The organism is Aeribacillus sp. FSL K6-8394, from assembly GCF_038008865.1.
Taxonomy (GTDB): domain Bacteria; phylum Bacillota; class Bacilli; order Bacillales; family Aeribacillaceae; genus Aeribacillus; species Aeribacillus composti.
This window is the reverse complement of record NZ_JBBPAA010000001.1, coordinates 1,696,041-1,713,327: the sequence shown is the minus strand read 5'-3', so window position 1 is coordinate 1,713,327 and position 17,287 is coordinate 1,696,041. Positions and strand designations below refer to the sequence as shown.

Genomic DNA, 17,287 nt, shown 5'->3' with positions numbered 1-17,287 from the left:
TGTTATTGCTGTCGAAATAGATTTTTGTTGGGGTGAACTTCGTGAAAGCTCAAAGACCATATTATGTAACGATTAAAGGCACAAAGGATGGATTGACATTATATTTAGATGATTCCTGTTCGTTTCACGATATTGTGAATGAACTGGATTCGATGCTCTCCAAAAGGCAGTATGTTCAGGAAAATGAACCGATGATCAGGGTGACGATAAAGGCTGGAAATCGTTTTTTGACGGAGGAACAAGAAGAGAAAATAAAAGACGTAATAAGAAAAAAAAGAAATTTAATTGTCGATGCAATTGATTCAAATGTCATCTCAAAGGAAGAGGCGTTGAAGTGGAAAGAGGAAGCAGATGTTATCTCAGTTGCTAAAGTCGTCCGTTCTGGGCAAGTGTTGAAAATTAGAGGGGATTTGTTGCTGATAGGAGATGTCAATCCTGGCGGGACAGTCATGGCAACGGGCAATATTTTTGTCATGGGGGCTTTAAAAGGCATAGCTCATGCTGGTTTTGAAGGGAATCGAAATGCAGTGATTGCCGCCTCCTTGATGAAGCCGACACAGCTGAGGATCTCCGATATTTTAAGTAGGCCACCCGATCAGAAGGAGCCATCATTTCGAAATGATATGGAATGCGCATATATTGATGAAAATGGGACAATCATTATTGAACGGATTCAACAATTAGCTCATCTGAGACCCAATTTAACTAGGCTTGAAGGGGGAATAATGAATGGGTGAGGCAATTGTGGTCACTTCTGGCAAGGGCGGGGTCGGCAAAACAACAACTTCTGCAAATGTTGGTACAGCCCTTGCCATTATGGGAAAGAAAGTTTGTCTAGTTGATACAGATATCGGCTTGCGGAACCTCGATGTTGTCATGGGATTGGAAAACAGGATTATTTATGATTTAGTTGATGTTGTCCAAGAACGATGCAAAATTCATCAAGCTCTCGTAAAAGATAAACGCTTTAATGATTTTCTTTATTTGCTGCCTGCAGCGCAAACTAGCGATAAAACTGCCGTAACACCTGAGCAGATGAAAAAATTAATTGATCAGCTAAAACAAGATTTTGATTATATTATTATCGACTGTCCTGCCGGGATTGAACAAGGATATAAAAATGCCGTATCCGGTGCGGATCAAGCGATTGTCGTGACAACACCAGAAGTTTCCGCTGTGAGAGATGCGGATCGAATTATCGGTTTGCTGGAGAAGGAAGATATTGAGCCGCCACGATTAATTATTAATCGGATCCGAAATCATTTAATGAAAAACGGTGATATGCTGGATGTCGATGAAATTGTCAGCCATCTTTCTATTGATTTGTTGGGGATTGTAATTGATGATGATGAGGTAATAAAAGCGTCTAATAATGGTGAACCGATTGTAATGAACCCTGACAATCGTGCTTCCATTGCCTACCGCAATATTGCGAGAAGAATTTTAGGTGAAGCGGTTCCGCTTCAATCATTAGATGAGCCTGAAAAAGGTGTTATCGCAAAAATCAAAAAATTTTTTGGAGTACGTGCTTAATCCTAATCAATTTAAAAATCACACTTCCTTGAATAAGGCATTAGCTTTTTTCTTTGCACACATTAGAATCACTGCCATCACACTGATATATCTCCCACCTGCTGATCGGTTTTTTCTTCTATCTCTTGAGGTGGGAGATTTTTTGAAGGCTGTACAAAATATTTCCTCTTGAATCTTTTCCCTTTCAATATGATTCAATAATCGTCAATTTTTCTTCTGCGTTTGTCCGCTGTTTTGGTTCTGGGATTGAGGCAGGATAGCCAATATGTAGAAGGCCGACAATTTTTTCTCCTGGTTCTACTCCAACTTTTTGTCGGAAAGATGGTGAATAAATATAAGCACCTGTTTTCCATATAACGCCAATACCTTTTTCCCATGCAGCTAGTTGAAAATTTTGGATTAATGCACTTGTCGCTTTTAAATCCTCCTCCCACTGCTTTTGACGCGGATCCTCTTTCATGATTACTAATAAATGTGCTGGAATCGGCAGCAGCTTTTCTCGTAATCGATCGATATTTTTTCCATTGTTCGTTTCTTGTGCAATAGCAGCAACTAATTTTTCTTTTCCTTCATTCATAAACAGCACGAACCGCCATGGCTCTCTTAATCCATGATTAGGAGCCCAAACAGCCGTATTTAATAATTCACATATTACTTCTTTAGGGATTGGATCTTTCTTAAATTCTTTAATCGATCGACGCTCTTTAATTATATTGGCTACTTTGTATGTTTCCATTGGTATTTCTGATGCCTCCTTAATAATAATGATTTTCAATTAGAATTATTTCAAAATTGAGGCGATATGTAAATGTTTATTTCTACAGTCGTAATCGTTTACAAAGGGAAGGAGATAGGTGCGAGAAATCATTTCAAACAGCTGGTACAAGAGCAATGAAAACGATCGACCTAAAAATACAGAATATTCAATTAATAAAATATGAATTCTTTACATAAGAACTATAAATGAGAAAGTTTCGCATGGATGAACAATTGCTAAAACTAGATATAACAGGATGATGCGAAAATATGTTCATCCAGCAATTGATTCATGCACATTTATATTCCCTAATGAGAAAGATCATTCATAAGAAATATTAGATGACTCATTTCTACGTTCAAATCTCAGATGGAAGGTGACAGTGATGGAACATGGCAAATCCACAAAAAAGTGGCCGGCCGTTGGTCCGGGGTTAATTGTCGCAGCAACGGGCGTCGGAGCCGGTGATCTAGTTGCTGCCTTAGTTGCCGGTACAAATTTTGGACTTGTCTTTTTATGGGCAATCATGATCGGGGCTATTTTAAAATTTGCCTTAAATGAGGGTGTTGGCCGATATCATTTGCTGACTGGAAAAACTATTTTAGAAGGCTGGCATTCTATGGGATTATGGGCAACAAGCTATTTTGGCGTTTATTCGGTTATTTGGGGATTTGTTTATGGAGCGGCTGCGACTTCATCTTGTGCATTGGCTCTGTCTGCATTATTTCCTGTCTTGCCTTTATGGGTATGGGCGGTTATAAGCGGTTTGTTAGGTTTTTTATTAACATGGATGGGGCAATATAAGCTATTTGAAAAAGTTATGAATCTTTTAATTCTACTTATGTTTATTTCGGTTGTCGGCTCAGCTGTTATTGTTCTGCCGGAACTTTCTGATATCATGGACACTGCTGTTCCGGCGTTGCCGAAAGGGTCACTGCTTTACGCACTCGGATTAATTGGGGGAGTTGGCGGATCCATTACCATGGCGTCTTATGGCTATTGACTGCAGGAAAACAATTGGAAGGATCGATCCTACCTCCGCTACGTTAGATTTGACTCCATGATTGCCTATATTACTACAGCAGTTTTTACAATTTCTTTATTAATTTTAGGGGCTGCATTACTATATGGAACGAATACAAACATTAACGGTGAGCAAGGTCTCATATCATTTGCTACCATTTTAGGAAACGAGTTGTCCCCAACTGTACGTATCTTATTTCTCATCGGTTTTTGGTCAGCTTCCTTTACATCAGTATTAGGTGTTTGGAATGGCGTCTCTTATTTATTTGCTGATTTTGTCTATACAGTTAAAAAACATGATGTGAATAAAGAACAATTAAGTAAGACAAAAGCTTATAAATTTTTTGTTTTTTGGTTAACATTCCCGCCAATGCTCTTGCATTTTATAGGAAAACCTGTGAGCCTCATTATTTTGTATGGTGCCCTTGGTGCGCTATTTATGCCCTTTCTGGCGCTGACCCTTATCTATTTGCTTAATAGTAAAAAGCATCTTCCTCATACGGAAGATCGAAATAAATGGTTTTTCAACGTACTTTTGAGTTTAAATATTGTTTTATTTTTCATTTTATCGATCAATGAACTAGTCAACCTATTTCGTTAAGCGGCTTCAAATAAAAGGCAGTCTAGCTTTTGTGTTAATTCACCATATACTACTATTTCAAAAAGAGGACGACAAAAGCATTTTGTGGTCTTCTTTTTGATTTCAAAATTTTGCTTTTCTCGGATAGCGCCATATTTTATTTTTCCTTTGAATCAGAAAAGAGTGAAGAACCTGCTTACTAGGAGAATTTTGGCTTGTAGGTAAAAGTTCTTTATCAAGGTCAAAGATAAACATTTGCCTAGATATCGCTTTAAGAAATGCAAAATGGCTTTATTGTCATAAACGGTAAGGACAGGGCATAAACTTGTACAAAATTGCAAAAGGATGATGGATGATGAATCGTCGAGCAAAAGAAATAAAAAAACGAATAGCAAAGCGTAAACGAAAAAGAATGAACAGCATGCTTTCGAGCAGTTCAAGCAGCAGTGATGATATATCTGTTCCATTTATCAATCAAATCACACAAGAAAACGTGCAAGTTGACGCGGACTCCCCTCTTTATGTAGAGGCAGAAGGAAGTAAAAATTTTCATCCATTGTTCCGTTCGGACGTTTTTATAACAAAATTGCTAATCTCTGCCTGCATCGTCCTGATGATCGGTATTATTTTTAAAAATGACCGGGCAGAATTTCTGAAAGCTAGAGATTTCGTCAGCCATGTGATGGAAAAGGAGTTTAACTTTGCATATGTTTCCAAATGGTACGAAGAACAATTTGGGAATCCATTAGCGTTTTTGAAAAAACAATCGAAAGAAGAAAGTGGATCTAAAGAAAGTCAATATGCGGTTCCGGCATCAGGAAAGGTGCTTCAGAGCTTTAAAGATACCGGGCAAGGCGTGATGATCGAAACAAATAATAAAACGGTAGAGGCCATGAATGAAGGAATTGTTATTGAAGCTGGAAAGAAGGAGGATACTGGTCTGACTGTGGTGATTCAACATGCTGATGGAATAGAAACCTGGTATGGGAACCTGGAAGAGCTAAATGTAGCGCTGTATGACTTTGTTGAAACAGGAAAACCTGTAGGCAAAGTAAAGCAAAGCCAAAACCAGCATGGAACATACTATTTTGCCATAAAAAAGGGCGACACATTTATTGACCCGAGTCAGGTGATCTCATTTGAATAAATATTTTTCCTTATTGTCGAAAATACATATTCATCCTATCTTTTGGGTGTTGATTGCAATCGGAGCAATGACAGCGCAATTTAAAGCTCTTTGCATCCTTTTCTCAATAGTTTTTATTCATGAAATGGGGCATGCTGTTTGCGCCAGTTTTTTTTCATGGAGGATCAAGTCCATTCAGCTTCTTCCTTTTGGCGGTGTAGTGGAAATGGAGGAGCATGGAAATCGTCCCTTGAAAGAAGATCTGTTTGTTGTTATATCTGGACCGATTCAGCATTTATGGATGCAAATAGCTGCATGGATTTTTTGGGAAGCGAATTTCATAAACGACTCTACATATGAAATGTTTATTTTTTTTAATATGTCTATTTTCCTTTTTAATCTTGTTCCCATTTGGCCCCTTGATGGAGGAAAGCTTCTTTTTATTTTGCTGAGCAAACAAAAACCTTTTTCAGTTGCTCATAAGGAAATGCTTCGCATATCTGCAGTTGTTTTTTCATGTTTGTTCCTTTTTTTGCTTTTTTTTAACCCTACTCTTTTAAGCGGGTGGATTATCGCAGCCTTTATCGTCCACTCCATTTATACGGAATATAAACAAAGACAATTTGTATATATTCGCTTCTTGATGGAAAGGTATTATGGAAATCATCAAGCGTTTACAGTGTTAAAGCCGATCATTGTTGATCGCGATGATTTGATTTACCACGTGCTGCTGAAATTTCAGCGGGGTTGCAAGCACCCTATTATAGTGGAGGACGATGGAAAAAAACTTTTTCAGCTTGATGAAAATGAGCTGCTGCACAGTTTTTTTTCGGAAAAAAAGACGGACAGAAAAATGGGCGATTTACAGTACGTTTATTGACGCCTGCAGGAAAACATGATATTGAAATAGGAAACAATACATGAAAAGAGGTTGTTGGGTTGCGGCAATTAATTATAAATAAAAAAACGGATGATGAACGCATTGCATTATTGGAAAACGGACGACTGGCGGAAGTATGGATAAAAGAAAAAAACACGATTGTCGGCAACATTTATAAAGGAAAAGTAACAAAAGTCCTTCCTGGTATGGAGGCTGTTTTTGTTGATTTAGGTCAGGGAAGAAACGGCTATCTTCACCGGAATGACATTATGTCATATTTTGAGACGTCCCGAACGAATGAGGCATTAAAAAATAAAAATGTCCGACATTTTATTTCTCAAGGTGAAGAGGTAATCGTTCAAGTTGTAAAAGAATCAGGAGAATTTAAAGGCCCTAAAGTCACAATGAATATTGAATTGCGATCCCCTTTTTTTGTATATCAGCCCTTTGGCCGCACGGTAGCAATTTCCAAAAAAATTATTTCCCAGGAAGAAAGAAAAAGATTGCAGCTTCTCGGGGAAACGTTATGCTCAAACAAAGGGGGCATCGTTTTCCGAACTGCTGCTGAAAGAGCGGATGACCAAACAATAAAAAAATGGTTCGATGACATGCTGAGCAGTTTTGAACAACAGCTGAAAAGCAAAAAAGTGCCGAGCTTATTATTCGGTTCAGAAAGTTTTGTAGAGCAAATTATCGCTGAAATTTCACCGCATGTATTGGATGAAATTGTCATTGATGACATAAGCACTGTAAAAGAATTGAAAAAAAATTACGGAGATTTGTTCCCATTTTCCATTGATTTTTATTCCGAAAACGAAAATATTTTTTCTTATTATGCAATCGAACATGAAATCGAAAAGGCGCTGAAAAAAATTGTTTGGTTAAAAAACGGCGCGTTTATCGTAATTGAAGAAACGGAAGCAATGATTGTCATTGATGTTAATACAGGGAAATTTTCGGGGAAAAATACGTACCGAGATACGGTTTTAAAAACCAATGAGGAGGCGGCAAAAGAAATTGCCCGGCAGTTAAGATTAAGAAATTTGAGCGGAATCATTTTGATCGATTTTATTGATATGGAGAAGGAAGATCGAAGCCGGATTTTGAGATTGTTTCAAAAAGAATTGGAAAAGGACCGCATTTTCACAAAAGTCATCGGTTTTACCGAATTAAATATATTGCAATTAACAAGGAAAAAAACTCGAAAATCTCTTTCCGAGCTTTTGCTCGAACCATGTCCAGCATGCGGCGGAACAGGAAGAAAAAGGACGGTTGAAAGCATTGCTTTTGAACTTGAAAGAACCCTTCTTGAACATGCTGGATCAGATGACGAAGCCGTCCTTGTAGAAGCGGCCCCGGAAGTTTGCGATTTTTTTACATGTGAATATGAGAAACATTTAAAAAAGCTTGAAGAACTAATAGGCATGAAGATTTTCTTCAGTCCTTCCGATCATGTAAAAGGATTCGAAATTCGCCAATGGGGAACAGAAGAGGAAGTGGCTTTACGGATCTCCAAAATGTATTGACATATACATTCATATTTTGTTAAGATCAATTTGTTATTGTTTTTTGTAGCACCCGTGCTACAACCGCTCAGTTTGGGTTTGAAGCTCGGTTATCCGACACCCTAATCTGGCGAGTCTTAGTTAAATAGGAGGTGCAGAATATGTACGCAATCATTGAAACTGGCGGGAAACAAGTGAAAGTTGAAGAGGGTCAAGCCATTTATGTGGAAAAATTAGACGCTCAAGAAGGTGAAACAGTTACTTTTGACAAGGTGCTTTTCGTTGGAGGAGACAACGTAAAGGTAGGTAACCCGCTGGTAGAAGGAGCTACGGTTACGGCAAAAGTTGAAAAGCATGGCCGAGGTAAGAAAATTATCGTTTTTAAATATAAACCGAAAAAAAATTACCGTAGAAAACAAGGTCATCGCCAACCGTACACAAAAGTTGTCATTGAAAAAATTAATGCATAATAAAGGCTGTTTCATATGATACATGTGACCATCCATCGTTCGAAAGAAGGATTCATCCGGTCGTTTACAATGAAAGGGCATGCGGACTTCGCAGAGCACGGGAAGGACATCGTATGTGCAGGCGCTTCAGCTGTTTCTTTTGGAGCAGTAAATGCGATCAAAGCTTTAGCCAATGTCGATATGAATGTTGAACAATCGGAAGAAGGCGGATTTTTGCACGTACAGGTTCCTGATCAAGTTGACACGGATTCATTTGAAAAAATCCAATTATTGCTTGAAGGAATGCTTGTTTCATTACAAACGATCGAGCGAGGGTATGGAAAGTTTATTCGAATCGTTACAAAAAAAGATTAGGAGGTGGCACTCATGTTAAAATTGGATCTTCAATTTTTCGCATCGAAAAAAGGAGTTGGATCCACGAAAAACGGACGTGATTCCATCGCAAAACGATTAGGTGCAAAACGTGCGGACGGCCAATTTGTTACAGGCGGCTCCATTCTTTATCGTCAAAGAGGTACAAAAGTTTATCCTGGTTTGAATGTTGGCCGCGGCGGGGATGATACGCTTTATGCGAAAGTAGACGGCATCGTCCGTTTTGAACGATATGGACGCGACAAGAAAAAAGTCAGCGTGTATCCGATAGCAAAAGAAGCATAAGCAAACACTTGAAAAACTCTAGCCTTTTTGGTTAGAGTTTTCTTTTTCGGTGTTTTTTTAATGGAAAGTTGATATAATTTTTGTACATGTTTAAAAAGATAGCTTGATGGGAGTGGAACCATGGCTGATCAAAGAGAGAGATGGAGTATTGTTGACGCATTAAGCCACTCCAGACATGATTGGATGAATAAATTGCAATTAATTAAAGGCCATTTATCATTAAAAAAATACGATCGGGTGAAGGAAATTATTGATGAAATTGTCGTGGAAGCAAAGCAAGAATCAAAACTTTGCAATTTAAACATGCCCAGTTTTGCAGAGCTGCTTTTAACATATAACTGGAAAGGACACCTTCTCATTTTGGATTATGAAGTGCTAGGGGAAGCGATGGATTGTTCTGGTCTAGATGAAGAAATGTTCCATTTTACAACAGATCTTTTTCAAATCCTTAATCAAAATATTGATAAAAAACAAGAAAATCATATAACCATTACATTAGAACTCTTTAAAACAGAAAACAATGTCCGGTTCTTTTATGATTTTAATGGTATACTAACGGATGATAAGACTCTTTTAACATTTTTAGAGCAGTACCAATCAGATGCAATCACCATTCAACAAATACATTTTGATACATATGAATTTACATTGATGGTCAGTAAGTCGTGATGAAACAATGAAAGGAGGCTGAAGCTCAATGTTTGTCGATCAAGTGAAGGTATATGTGAAGGGCGGAGATGGCGGGAACGGCATGGTTGCTTTCCGCCGTGAAAAATATGTTCCGAAAGGAGGCCCTGCAGGGGGGGACGGCGGAAAGGGCGGAGATGTGATTTTTGAAGTGGATGAAGGTCTCCGGACGTTAATGGATTTTCGCTATAAAAAACATTTTAAAGCTCCAAAAGGCGAAAACGGGATGTCTAAAAATCAGCACGGGAAAAATGCCGACCCCCTTGTTGTGAAAGTTCCTCCCGGTACTGTTGTAATAGATGATGATACAAAAGAAGTGATCGCAGATTTAACCGAGCACGGGCAAAGAAGCGTGATTGCCAAAGGAGGACGGGGCGGTAGAGGAAACACCCGATTTGCCTCGCCAACGAATCCGGCGCCCGAAATATGCGAAAAAGGAGAGCCGGGCGAAGAACGATATGTAACATTGGAATTAAAGCTTTTGGCTGATGTCGGGCTTGTCGGATTTCCGAGCGTTGGGAAGTCCACTCTTTTATCAGTTGTATCAAGTGCTAAACCAAAAATCGCTGCCTACCATTTTACAACGATAGTGCCGAATTTAGGTGTTGTTGAGACCGAAGACGGACGCAGTTTTGTGATGGCAGATTTACCGGGTCTTATTGAAGGCGCTCATCAAGGAGTAGGTCTTGGACATCAATTTTTGCGTCATATTGAAAGAACAAGAGTCATCGTTCATGTCATTGATATGTCCGCAATGGAAGGCCGTGATCCGTATGAGGATTACCTGACGATCAATGAAGAATTAAAACAATATAATTTAAGGCTGACGGAGCGGCCGCAAATTGTTGTCGCCAACAAAATGGATATGCCAAATGCTGCTGAAAATCTTTCACAATTTAAAAGAAAGCTGCAAGACAAAAATGTCAGCATTTTTCCAATATCAGCCGTTACACGCCAAGGAATTCGCGAGCTGTTATTTGCTATTGCCGATTTATTGGAAAAAACGCCGGAATTCCCTCTTTACTTTGACGAAACGGAAACATCTGCTCCGAATCGTGTCGTGTATACATTAAAGGATGAAAAGCCGAGCTTTACCATCAGCCGTGACAGCGATGGAGCGTTTATTTTATCAGGTGAAAAGGTTGAAAAGCTGTTTAAAATGACCGATTTTTCAAGAGACGAATCCGTTCGCCGTTTTGCAAGACAGCTTCGCAAAATGGGGGTAGACGACGCATTAAGAGAGCGCGGTGCAAAAGATGGGGATACAGTAAGGCTGCTGGAATTTGAATTTGAATTCATTGAATAAAACATTTTGCACATAAAATCTGTGTCCTTCATGCTTCATCGCATATGGGTAGGAAAGGAGACGGTAGATGAAAGACGAAATTTTTTATTTGGTAAGGGAAGATGTGCTGCCGGAAGCAATGAAAAAAACGCTCGAAGTGAAAAAGCTTCTTGAACGAGGCAAAGTCTCGTCCGTTCAAGAAGCAGTGCAGCTCGTTGACTTGAGCCGAAGTGCGTTTTATAAATACAGAGACGCGGTTTTTCCTTTTCATACTGTTGTCAAAGAAAAAATCATTACGTTGTTTTTCCATTTAGAAGATCGTTCCGGAACGCTGTCGCATTTGCTTAAAGTTGTGGCTGAAGCAGGCTGCAATGTGCTGACAATTCACCAAACCATTCCGATTCAAGGGAGAGCCAATGTGACTTTATCATTAAACACGAACGGAATGAAAGAAGATATGAACGTTTTATTATTAAAATTGCGGAAGCTAGAATTTGTAGAAAAGGTCGAACTATTAAGTTCAGGTGCATAGAATTAGGAAGGAAGATATACAGATGAAAATCAGCTATTTGGGACCGAAAGCAACATTTACTCATTTGGCCGTGTCAAAATTTTTTGAAAACGATGTAAAACTAGTCCCTTACCGAACAATTCCACATGTCATGGATGCAGTCGTCAAGCAAGAAACAAACATTGCCGTTGTTCCGCTTGAAAACGCGCTTGAGGGGTCGGTCAATCTTACAATTGATTATTTAATTCATGAAAATACACTGCATATTGTCGGTGAAATTGTTGTTCCAATCAAGCAGCATTTAATGGTTCATCCTTGCAGGAAGGATGATTGGAAAAAAATCGAAAAAGTATTTTCTCATTCACATGCTATTGCACAATGCCATAAATTTTTACATGAGCATATGCCGGATGTTTCGATCGAATATGCCACATCGACAGGAGCCGCTGCAGAATATATCCATCAACATCCGGAAGAAAATATGGCTGTCATTGCCAATGAGTTGGCGGCAAAAGAGTATGATTTAGCTATTGTGAAATATAATATTCACGATTATGATTACAACCATACACGATTTGTTATTTTACATCCGGATCAAGATTTTCAAATAGAAAATAACCACCATAATAAAGTCGGTGAAAAGACGACATTAGTTGTAACGTTGCCGACAGACCATGTAGGCGCCCTGCATCAAGTATTGTCTGCATTTGCATGGAGAAAACTGAATTTATCAAAAATTGAATCTCGTCCAATGAAAACGGGATTAGGAGATTACTTGTTTATTATAGATATAGAATCAAAAATGGATGATGTTTTAATACCCGGGGCAATCCAAGAACTGGAGGCTTTAGGCTGCGGCGTCAAGATTCTCGGAAGCTTTCCGGCTTATAAACTATAAAAAAAGCCGAGCATCCATTGCAGGATGCCTGGCTTGATTAATCAATGATCGTCACGAATTAAAAATCCTGCTTGATCAAGAGCTGCACAAACTTCATTTAAAGTTTTTTCATTGTCGGCAAGAATGGTGTGCAAATGAATGCCGTTCGTTAATTCCGACAAATAAGAGGCGTTTGTTGTTTCGATTTTTTTTATGAACTCATCTACTTCTTTTCGATTGCTTACCATAATCGATGCGGTCAAGTCCCCATACACTGGATGTTCAACGATCACATCTTTTACGGTCGCTCCGTAATCAACAATAATGTTCAATTCCTCCTTTGTTTTTTCCGGAGCGTGCTTGCAGGCAATAAGACGTTTCGCTTTTTTTGCCTCATTCGTTCTTTCTTTTAAATACATATATCCCTGACTTGTGGCTAAAATCGGTTCTCCGAGTGCTTTTAAAAGAGAAATATCTTGAACGATGACTTGACGGCTGACATTCGTCCGTGAGGCCAATTCCCCGCCCGTGATCGGCCGATTTTCATTTTTTAACCATTCGAGAATCACTTCCCTCCGCTTGTCCCCTAATATTTTTTCCATAAACACCAACCTTTCAAAACTCTTATCGAACGATGGATAGAATCGCATTGATAAGCTCATCGACTTCCGAGATTGTATTTGTAATTCCAAAGGAAATACGAATAAATTGATGAGCGGAATCTTTGTCAAAGCCGATTGAAAGAAGGGTTTTAGAAGGATGACTATTTCCAGCTTGACAGGCGCTTCCAGTTGAGACCGCAAATCCTTTTCGGTTCAATTCGAGCATTACAAATTGACCTTCTAAACTGTTTGTGACAACACCAACAATATTTGGGAGAACCTCTTTTTTCGTTTCATTGACAATCGTTATCGTGGGCAGCTGTTTCTTTAATTGACTGATCAAATGCTGCTTGAGCTTGATGAAATGGTTAAAATACTTCTCTCTTTGATTATAAAACTCATTTGCGGCAGTGACAAAGGAAAAAATGCCTGGAACGTTGACAGTGCCTGGACGAAATCCGTCCTCATGTGTTGTTCCGGGAATCACTGGCGACCAGCTTGCTGCTGGATGAATATACACTGCTCCTACGCCCTTTGGACCGTAAATTTTATGTGAAGAAAATGTATAAGCATCAGCATTCATCTCATCGACGGGAATCAACAGTTTTCCAAACGTTTGCACACAATCGGTATGAAAGTATATTTTCCTCTTTTTTAAAAACAAGCCAATTTCCTTTATATTTTGAATTGTTCCGATTTCGGAATTGCCGTGCTGGATGGTGACAAGGGCCGTATCTTCACGGATTTCTTCTTCAAGATGCTCCATTAAAATATTTCCATTTTGATCATGCTTTAAAAATGTAATGTCATATCCTTTCGCACGCAATAAAGACAAATAATGGTCAATGGATGCATGTTCAAGTGAAGAAGCAATAATATGCTTTTTGTTTGGCGTGCTATTTAATAATGATTGGATGGCCAGTATGTTGCCTTCAGAACCGCCGCTAGTAAAATAAACACCGTTTGGATCTCCTCCTAATAACGCTGCAAATGCTTTCCTTGACGCTGTCAATAGTTCATACGCTTTGCCGCCGATATCATGCAGACTGCTTGAGTTTCCGTAAGCAAATTTTGCCGCTTCGGTGTATGAAGCAATCGCTTTTTCACTCATGGGGGTCGTTGCTGCAAAATCAAAGTATATCAATTGTTTTCGCCCCTCTCTATTCAAGCCTTAAAAATTTTGTGAAAAATTCCTCTTGTCAATATTGTATTTTTGTGTAAATATATGTGTCAAGACATGTGTAAATTTATAAGGGGGGTTGTTGATGACCCATTATGATGTCATCATCGTCGGAAGCGGTATTGCCGCATTAACGGTTGCAAGCGAATTATGTGAAAAAATGAACATATTAATGATTACAAAAACGATGAAAACTAGTTCTAATTCTCATTTGGCTCAAGGTGGAATTGCATGTGCCATACATGAAAATGATCATAGCTGCCTTCATTATGAAGATACATTATATGCTGGGCGCTACCACAATAAAAAGGAAGCAGTTGAGCTGCTCGTACAAGAAGGAAAGGAAATTATTTCATCCCTTATGGATGAGGGCTTTCCATTTGACAAGGACGAGCAAGGAAATGTGGATTTAGGAAATGAAGGGGCGCACTCCTTTCGCCGCATTCTCCATGCAGGAGGAGATGCGACGGGAAGGAAAATGGTAGAGCATTTTTTAAAAAAAATAACAAACCGGATAACAATCAATGAATATCAGTTTGTTTGTGATGTCGTTGTAAAGGACGGAAGGGCAGTTGGCATTATTACCAAAACAGCAGATGAAAATATACATGTCTATACAGCCTCCCATATTATTTTGGCAACCGGCGGCTGCGGTCAAGCTTATGAATGGACATCCAATCATCCGAACGCAACGGGAGACGGACTTGCCATTGCTTTTCGGGCTGGATGCAGGCTGATCGATATGGAGTTTACACAGTTTCATCCAACAATGCTTTATATAAACGGGACATGCAGAGGATTGATTTCTGAAGCGGTCAGGGGTGAAGGCGCTGTATTGATCGATGAAACGGGGCAAAGATTTATGAGCGAAATTCACCCATTAGGTGATTTGGCTCCTCGAGATGTTGTTGCCCGCGCAATTTATCGTAAATATCGGGATGGACATCAAGTGTATTTGGATATTTCAGAAATTCAATTTTTTTCCGAACGTTTCCCGACGATTGCTGAGATGTGTCGGAAAAATCGGGTAAATTTGAGCGAGAAGAAAATTCCTGTAGTGCCTGGCATGCATTTTTTAATGGGCGGAATTGAAACCGATTTAGTCGGCAGAACGAATATCGATCGGCTTTATGCTGTAGGCGAATTGGCGTGTACCGGTGTCCACGGGGCAAATCGTCTAGCATCAAATTCTCTTTTAGAAGGTCTTGTATTCGGAAAAAGGATTGCAAAATTTATACTGGATCAGCGGCTGTCTTCACAGGAGAGTTTTGGGGATTTCCATTGGAACGAACATGAAAAAACAGAGGTTCCAGAAAAAGGAGAAATACGCAAAATATTGACAAAATGGGTTGGAATCGAACGGACGCATGGAGAACTGGCATGGGCTGTTTCATGGCTGAAGCGATATGTCAAATATTTTCCATTAAATGCTATAAATTATTCAATTGAAGAAATCGAACGGATTAACATGATCACAGCCGGATATTTAATAGCTAAAGGAGCTCTTTTACGAAAGGAAAGCCGCGGCGGCCATTTCAGGATCGATTATCCAGGGGAAAAACCTGAATGGCTGGAAAAACGAATTGTACAAACAAACGAGCAAAGGATAGGGGCGGTTGAAACATGAATCAAATAAAACTCGAGCAGGCATTGAAGCAATTTTTTATGGAGGACATAGGAGACAATGATTTGTCCAGCGATGCGATTTTCTCAGAAAACGACCGAGGATCGGGCGTCATAAAAGCAAAACAAAGCGGAGTTTTTTGTGGAGAAAACGTGGTGAAAACCGCTTTTTCGATGTTAAACCCCAACCTTGAAGTTCACATGTTTGTAAAAGATGGACATGAGCTGACAGCGGGGGAAGAGATTGCCGTCATAAAAGGTTCTATTCGTTCCATCTTACAAGGAGAGCGCGTAGTGTTAAATCTGCTGCAGCGAATGAGCGGGATCGCAACTTTGACAAAACAAGCGGTGCTGACGTTAAATTCAACGCATACAAAAATTTGTGATACAAGAAAAACAACACCTGGGCTTAGAATGTTTGAAAAGTATGCTGTCCGCATAGGGGGAGGATATAATCACAGATTTGGTTTATATGACGGGGTGATGATTAAAGACAACCATATTGCCTTTTGCGGTTCGATTACAAAAGCAGTTGAAAGGATAAGAAATCGGGTCGGTCACATGGTAAAAATTGAGGTGGAGGTTGAAACGGAAGAGCAATTGAAAGAAGCAATTTCAGTACATCCCGATATTATCATGTTTGACAATTGCCCGCCTGAACAAGTGAAAAAATTTGTTGATATGACTCCGCCTGATATTATTACAGAAGCTTCAGGCGGAATTACGTTAAAAAATTTAGCGGATTACAAAGATACAAATGTTGATTTTATATCGCTTGGGTTTATTACCCATTCAGCACCTTCAATAGACATTAGTTTATCTTTTTCGGGGAGGAATGAGCTATGAATCTTTTTGAATTGTTGGATGCTTCAAAAACAGAAATGATGCCTGAAGATTATAAACATCGATCTGTGGAAGAATTGGAAAACCGTGTGATAGAAATTAAAAAGAAATTCGGAACAAGACTGATGATCCCAGGTCATCATTATCAAAAAGACGAAGTGATCCAATTTGCCGATGTAACAGGAGATTCGTTAAAGCTGGCACAAATAGCGCAAGAAACAAAAGATGCCGAATATATTGTCTTTTGTGGTGTTCATTTTATGGCAGAAACAGCAGACATGCTGACATCGCCTTATCAAAAGGTGATTCTTCCGGATATGAGAGCTGGCTGTTCGATGGCGGATATGGCAAATATCAAACAAACAGAAGCCGCTTGGAGCAAGCTGCAAGAGCTTTTTGACGACACGATTTTGCCATTAACATATGTCAATTCATCAGCAGAGATTAAAGCTTTTGTCGGTAAAAATGGCGGAGCAACGGTAACCTCCTCAAATGCTGAAACGATGCTGGCTTGGGCGCTGAAGCAAAAAAAGAGAATTTTGTTTTTACCTGATCAGCACTTAGGGAGAAATACTGCCTTTAAACTGGGTATTCCCCTTAATAAGATGGCTGTCTGGGATCCGATTGAACAAAAGCTGCATTATGATGGAACAAGGGAAGATGTCGCCATCATCTTATGGAAAGGCCATTGCTCAGTGCATGAGAAATTTACAGTAAAAAATATTGAACATATTCGCAGCAAATATCCCGATATGAAAATTATCGTTCATCCTGAATGTACATTTGAGGTTGTTCAGATGGCCGATTATTCGGGATCCACGAAATATATTATTGATACGATTCAAAACTCCCCGAAAGGAAGCAAGTGGGCAATCGGAACAGAAATGAATCTAGTGAATCGGTTAATACAAGATAATCCCGACAAAGAGATCGTTTCTTTAAATCCATATATGTGTCCGTGTTTAACAATGAATCGAATTGATCTGCCCCACTTAGTTTGGGCGCTGGAATCAATCGATAAAGGAAAAATAATTAATCAAATCATTGTGGATGAATCAATTAAAGAGTATGCAGTTCTTGCATTAAATCGCATGCTGGATCATAGCTCATAAAAAGGAAAAAATTGCAATCGCCCATATGCATGCGGG

General features: G+C 39.2%; 18 protein-coding genes, 1 pseudogene and 1 other annotated feature. Of the genes and pseudogenes, 16 read left to right on the top strand and 3 right to left on the bottom strand.

From position 1 onward, the window contains the following. The first annotated feature begins 32 nt into the window (after positions 1 to 32). Positions 33 to 737, top strand: a complete 705-nt coding sequence (gene minC / locus NSR00_RS08125; RefSeq protein WP_082829524.1) for a septum site-determining protein MinC — start codon at positions 33 to 35, stop codon at positions 735 to 737. Then, the gene (gene minD, locus NSR00_RS08120) at positions 730 to 1,533 is read left to right on the top strand and encodes a septum site-determining protein MinD (RefSeq protein ID WP_063387946.1); all 804 of its coding nucleotides are present in this window, start codon (positions 730 to 732) and stop codon (positions 1,531 to 1,533) included. Before minC ends, minD begins: the two co-directional genes overlap by 8 nt. Positions 1,534 to 1,717: 184 nt before the next feature. Here minD and NSR00_RS08115 read toward each other — a convergent pair whose 3' ends face one another. Next, the gene (locus tag NSR00_RS08115) at positions 1,718 to 2,269 is read right to left on the bottom strand and encodes a nitroreductase family protein (RefSeq protein ID WP_063387948.1); all 552 of its coding nucleotides are present in this window, start codon (positions 2,267 to 2,269) and stop codon (positions 1,718 to 1,720) included. Positions 2,270 to 2,675: 406 nt separating this feature from the next. Here NSR00_RS08115 and NSR00_RS08110 point away from each other — a divergent pair. The 11 genes and pseudogenes from NSR00_RS08110 (at position 2,676) to pheA (ending at position 11,912) form a co-directional block, all read left to right on the top strand. After that, positions 2,676 to 3,914, top strand: a pseudogene (locus NSR00_RS08110) (Nramp family divalent metal transporter). Positions 3,915 to 4,245: 331 nt separating this feature from the next. Then, entirely contained in the window at positions 4,246 to 5,040 is a 795-nt protein-coding gene (locus NSR00_RS08105; RefSeq protein ID WP_063387950.1) for a M23 family metallopeptidase, read from the top strand. Next, complete coding sequence (locus NSR00_RS08100) at positions 5,033 to 5,899, top strand: M50 family metallopeptidase (protein WP_117016766.1); 867 nt, start codon at positions 5,033 to 5,035, stop codon at positions 5,897 to 5,899. Before NSR00_RS08105 ends, NSR00_RS08100 begins: the two co-directional genes overlap by 8 nt. A 59-nt stretch (positions 5,900 to 5,958) precedes the next feature. Continuing rightward, positions 5,959 to 7,425, top strand: a complete 1,467-nt coding sequence (locus NSR00_RS08095; RefSeq protein WP_340788051.1) for an Rne/Rng family ribonuclease — start codon at positions 5,959 to 5,961, stop codon at positions 7,423 to 7,425. A 51-nt stretch (positions 7,426 to 7,476) separates the two neighbouring features. Then, positions 7,477 to 7,552: a sequence feature (ribosomal protein L21 leader region), on the top strand. 13 nt (positions 7,553 to 7,565) lie between these two features. After that, a complete protein-coding gene (gene rplU, locus NSR00_RS08090) occupies positions 7,566 to 7,874 on the top strand; it encodes a 50S ribosomal protein L21 (protein ID WP_063387953.1) in 309 nt (102 codons plus the stop codon). A 15-nt stretch (positions 7,875 to 7,889) separates the two neighbouring features. Then, positions 7,890 to 8,228, top strand: a complete 339-nt coding sequence (locus tag NSR00_RS08085; RefSeq protein WP_063387954.1) for a ribosomal-processing cysteine protease Prp — start codon at positions 7,890 to 7,892, stop codon at positions 8,226 to 8,228. Positions 8,229 to 8,240: 12 nt separating this feature from the next. Beyond that, entirely contained in the window at positions 8,241 to 8,531 is a 291-nt protein-coding gene (rpmA, locus tag NSR00_RS08080) for a 50S ribosomal protein L27 (RefSeq protein WP_063387955.1), read from the top strand. Between the two features lie 120 nt (positions 8,532 to 8,651). Beyond that, a complete protein-coding gene (locus tag NSR00_RS08075) occupies positions 8,652 to 9,200 on the top strand; it encodes a Spo0B C-terminal domain-containing protein (RefSeq protein WP_130156085.1) in 549 nt (182 codons plus the stop codon). A gap of 28 nt (positions 9,201 to 9,228) precedes the next feature. Beyond that, positions 9,229 to 10,524 carry a GTPase ObgE gene (obgE, locus tag NSR00_RS08070; RefSeq protein WP_327856489.1) on the top strand — a complete coding sequence of 432 codons (1,296 nt, stop codon included), beginning with the start codon at positions 9,229 to 9,231 and terminating at the stop codon, positions 10,522 to 10,524. 67 nt (positions 10,525 to 10,591) lie between these two features. Continuing rightward, positions 10,592 to 11,035: an ACT domain-containing protein gene (locus NSR00_RS08065; RefSeq protein WP_063387958.1), complete on the top strand. Its 444-nt coding sequence runs from the start codon at positions 10,592 to 10,594 to the stop codon at positions 11,033 to 11,035. Positions 11,036 to 11,057: 22 nt separating this feature from the next. Further along, a complete protein-coding gene (gene pheA, locus NSR00_RS08060) occupies positions 11,058 to 11,912 on the top strand; it encodes a prephenate dehydratase (RefSeq protein ID WP_063387959.1) in 855 nt (284 codons plus the stop codon). Positions 11,913 to 11,953: 41 nt separating this feature from the next. Here pheA and NSR00_RS08055 read toward each other — a convergent pair whose 3' ends face one another. Both NSR00_RS08055 and NSR00_RS08050 read right to left on the bottom strand, forming a co-directional pair. Next, positions 11,954 to 12,493, bottom strand: a complete 540-nt coding sequence (locus tag NSR00_RS08055; protein ID WP_063387960.1) for a transcription repressor NadR — start codon at positions 12,491 to 12,493, stop codon at positions 11,954 to 11,956. Positions 12,494 to 12,515: 22 nt separating this feature from the next. Beyond that, positions 12,516 to 13,604 carry an IscS subfamily cysteine desulfurase gene (locus tag NSR00_RS08050; protein WP_412674431.1) on the bottom strand — a complete coding sequence of 363 codons (1,089 nt, stop codon included), beginning with the start codon at positions 13,602 to 13,604 and terminating at the stop codon, positions 12,516 to 12,518. Between the two features lie 154 nt (positions 13,605 to 13,758). Here NSR00_RS08050 and nadB point away from each other — a divergent pair, with 154 nt between their 5' ends. The 3 genes from nadB to nadA are packed head-to-tail and all read left to right on the top strand — an operon-like array spanning position 13,759 to position 17,251. Next, positions 13,759 to 15,300, top strand: a complete 1,542-nt coding sequence (gene nadB / locus NSR00_RS08045; RefSeq protein WP_340788045.1) for an L-aspartate oxidase — start codon at positions 13,759 to 13,761, stop codon at positions 15,298 to 15,300. Continuing rightward, positions 15,297 to 16,142, top strand: coding sequence for a carboxylating nicotinate-nucleotide diphosphorylase (gene nadC, locus NSR00_RS08040; RefSeq protein WP_340788043.1), 846 nt, complete (start codon positions 15,297 to 15,299; stop codon positions 16,140 to 16,142). Before nadB ends, nadC begins: the two co-directional genes overlap by 4 nt. Beyond that, positions 16,139 to 17,251, top strand: coding sequence for a quinolinate synthase NadA (gene nadA, locus NSR00_RS08035; protein WP_340788040.1), 1,113 nt, complete (start codon positions 16,139 to 16,141; stop codon positions 17,249 to 17,251). Before nadC ends, nadA begins: the two co-directional genes overlap by 4 nt. Positions 17,252 to 17,287 lie beyond the last annotated feature (36 nt).

Excerpts from the sequence above, each read along its gene's own strand:
- minD (WP_063387946.1), top strand. The coding sequence starts at position 730 with ATGGGTGAGGCAATTGTGGTCACTTCTGGCAAGGGCGGGGTCGGCAAA.
- NSR00_RS08115 (WP_063387948.1), bottom strand. The coding sequence starts at position 2,269 with ATGGAAACATACAAAGTAGCCAATATAATTAAAGAGCGTCGATCGATT.
- NSR00_RS08105 (WP_063387950.1), top strand. The coding sequence starts at position 4,246 with ATGATGAATCGTCGAGCAAAAGAAATAAAAAAACGAATAGCAAAGCGT.
- rplU (WP_063387953.1), top strand. The coding sequence starts at position 7,566 with ATGTACGCAATCATTGAAACTGGCGGGAAACAAGTGAAAGTTGAAGAG.
- NSR00_RS08085 (WP_063387954.1), top strand. The coding sequence starts at position 7,890 with ATGATACATGTGACCATCCATCGTTCGAAAGAAGGATTCATCCGGTCG.
- rpmA (WP_063387955.1), top strand. The coding sequence starts at position 8,241 with ATGTTAAAATTGGATCTTCAATTTTTCGCATCGAAAAAAGGAGTTGGA.
- NSR00_RS08075 (WP_130156085.1), top strand. The coding sequence starts at position 8,652 with ATGGCTGATCAAAGAGAGAGATGGAGTATTGTTGACGCATTAAGCCAC.
- obgE (WP_327856489.1), top strand. The coding sequence starts at position 9,229 with ATGTTTGTCGATCAAGTGAAGGTATATGTGAAGGGCGGAGATGGCGGG.
- NSR00_RS08065 (WP_063387958.1), top strand. The coding sequence starts at position 10,592 with ATGAAAGACGAAATTTTTTATTTGGTAAGGGAAGATGTGCTGCCGGAA.
- pheA (WP_063387959.1), top strand. The coding sequence starts at position 11,058 with ATGAAAATCAGCTATTTGGGACCGAAAGCAACATTTACTCATTTGGCC.
- NSR00_RS08055 (WP_063387960.1), bottom strand. The coding sequence starts at position 12,493 with ATGGAAAAAATATTAGGGGACAAGCGGAGGGAAGTGATTCTCGAATGG.
- NSR00_RS08050 (WP_412674431.1), bottom strand. The coding sequence starts at position 13,604 with ATGAGTGAAAAAGCGATTGCTTCATACACCGAAGCGGCAAAATTTGCT.
- nadB (WP_340788045.1), top strand. The coding sequence starts at position 13,759 with ATGACCCATTATGATGTCATCATCGTCGGAAGCGGTATTGCCGCATTA.
- nadC (WP_340788043.1), top strand. The coding sequence starts at position 15,297 with ATGAATCAAATAAAACTCGAGCAGGCATTGAAGCAATTTTTTATGGAG.
- nadA (WP_340788040.1), top strand. The coding sequence starts at position 16,139 with ATGAATCTTTTTGAATTGTTGGATGCTTCAAAAACAGAAATGATGCCT.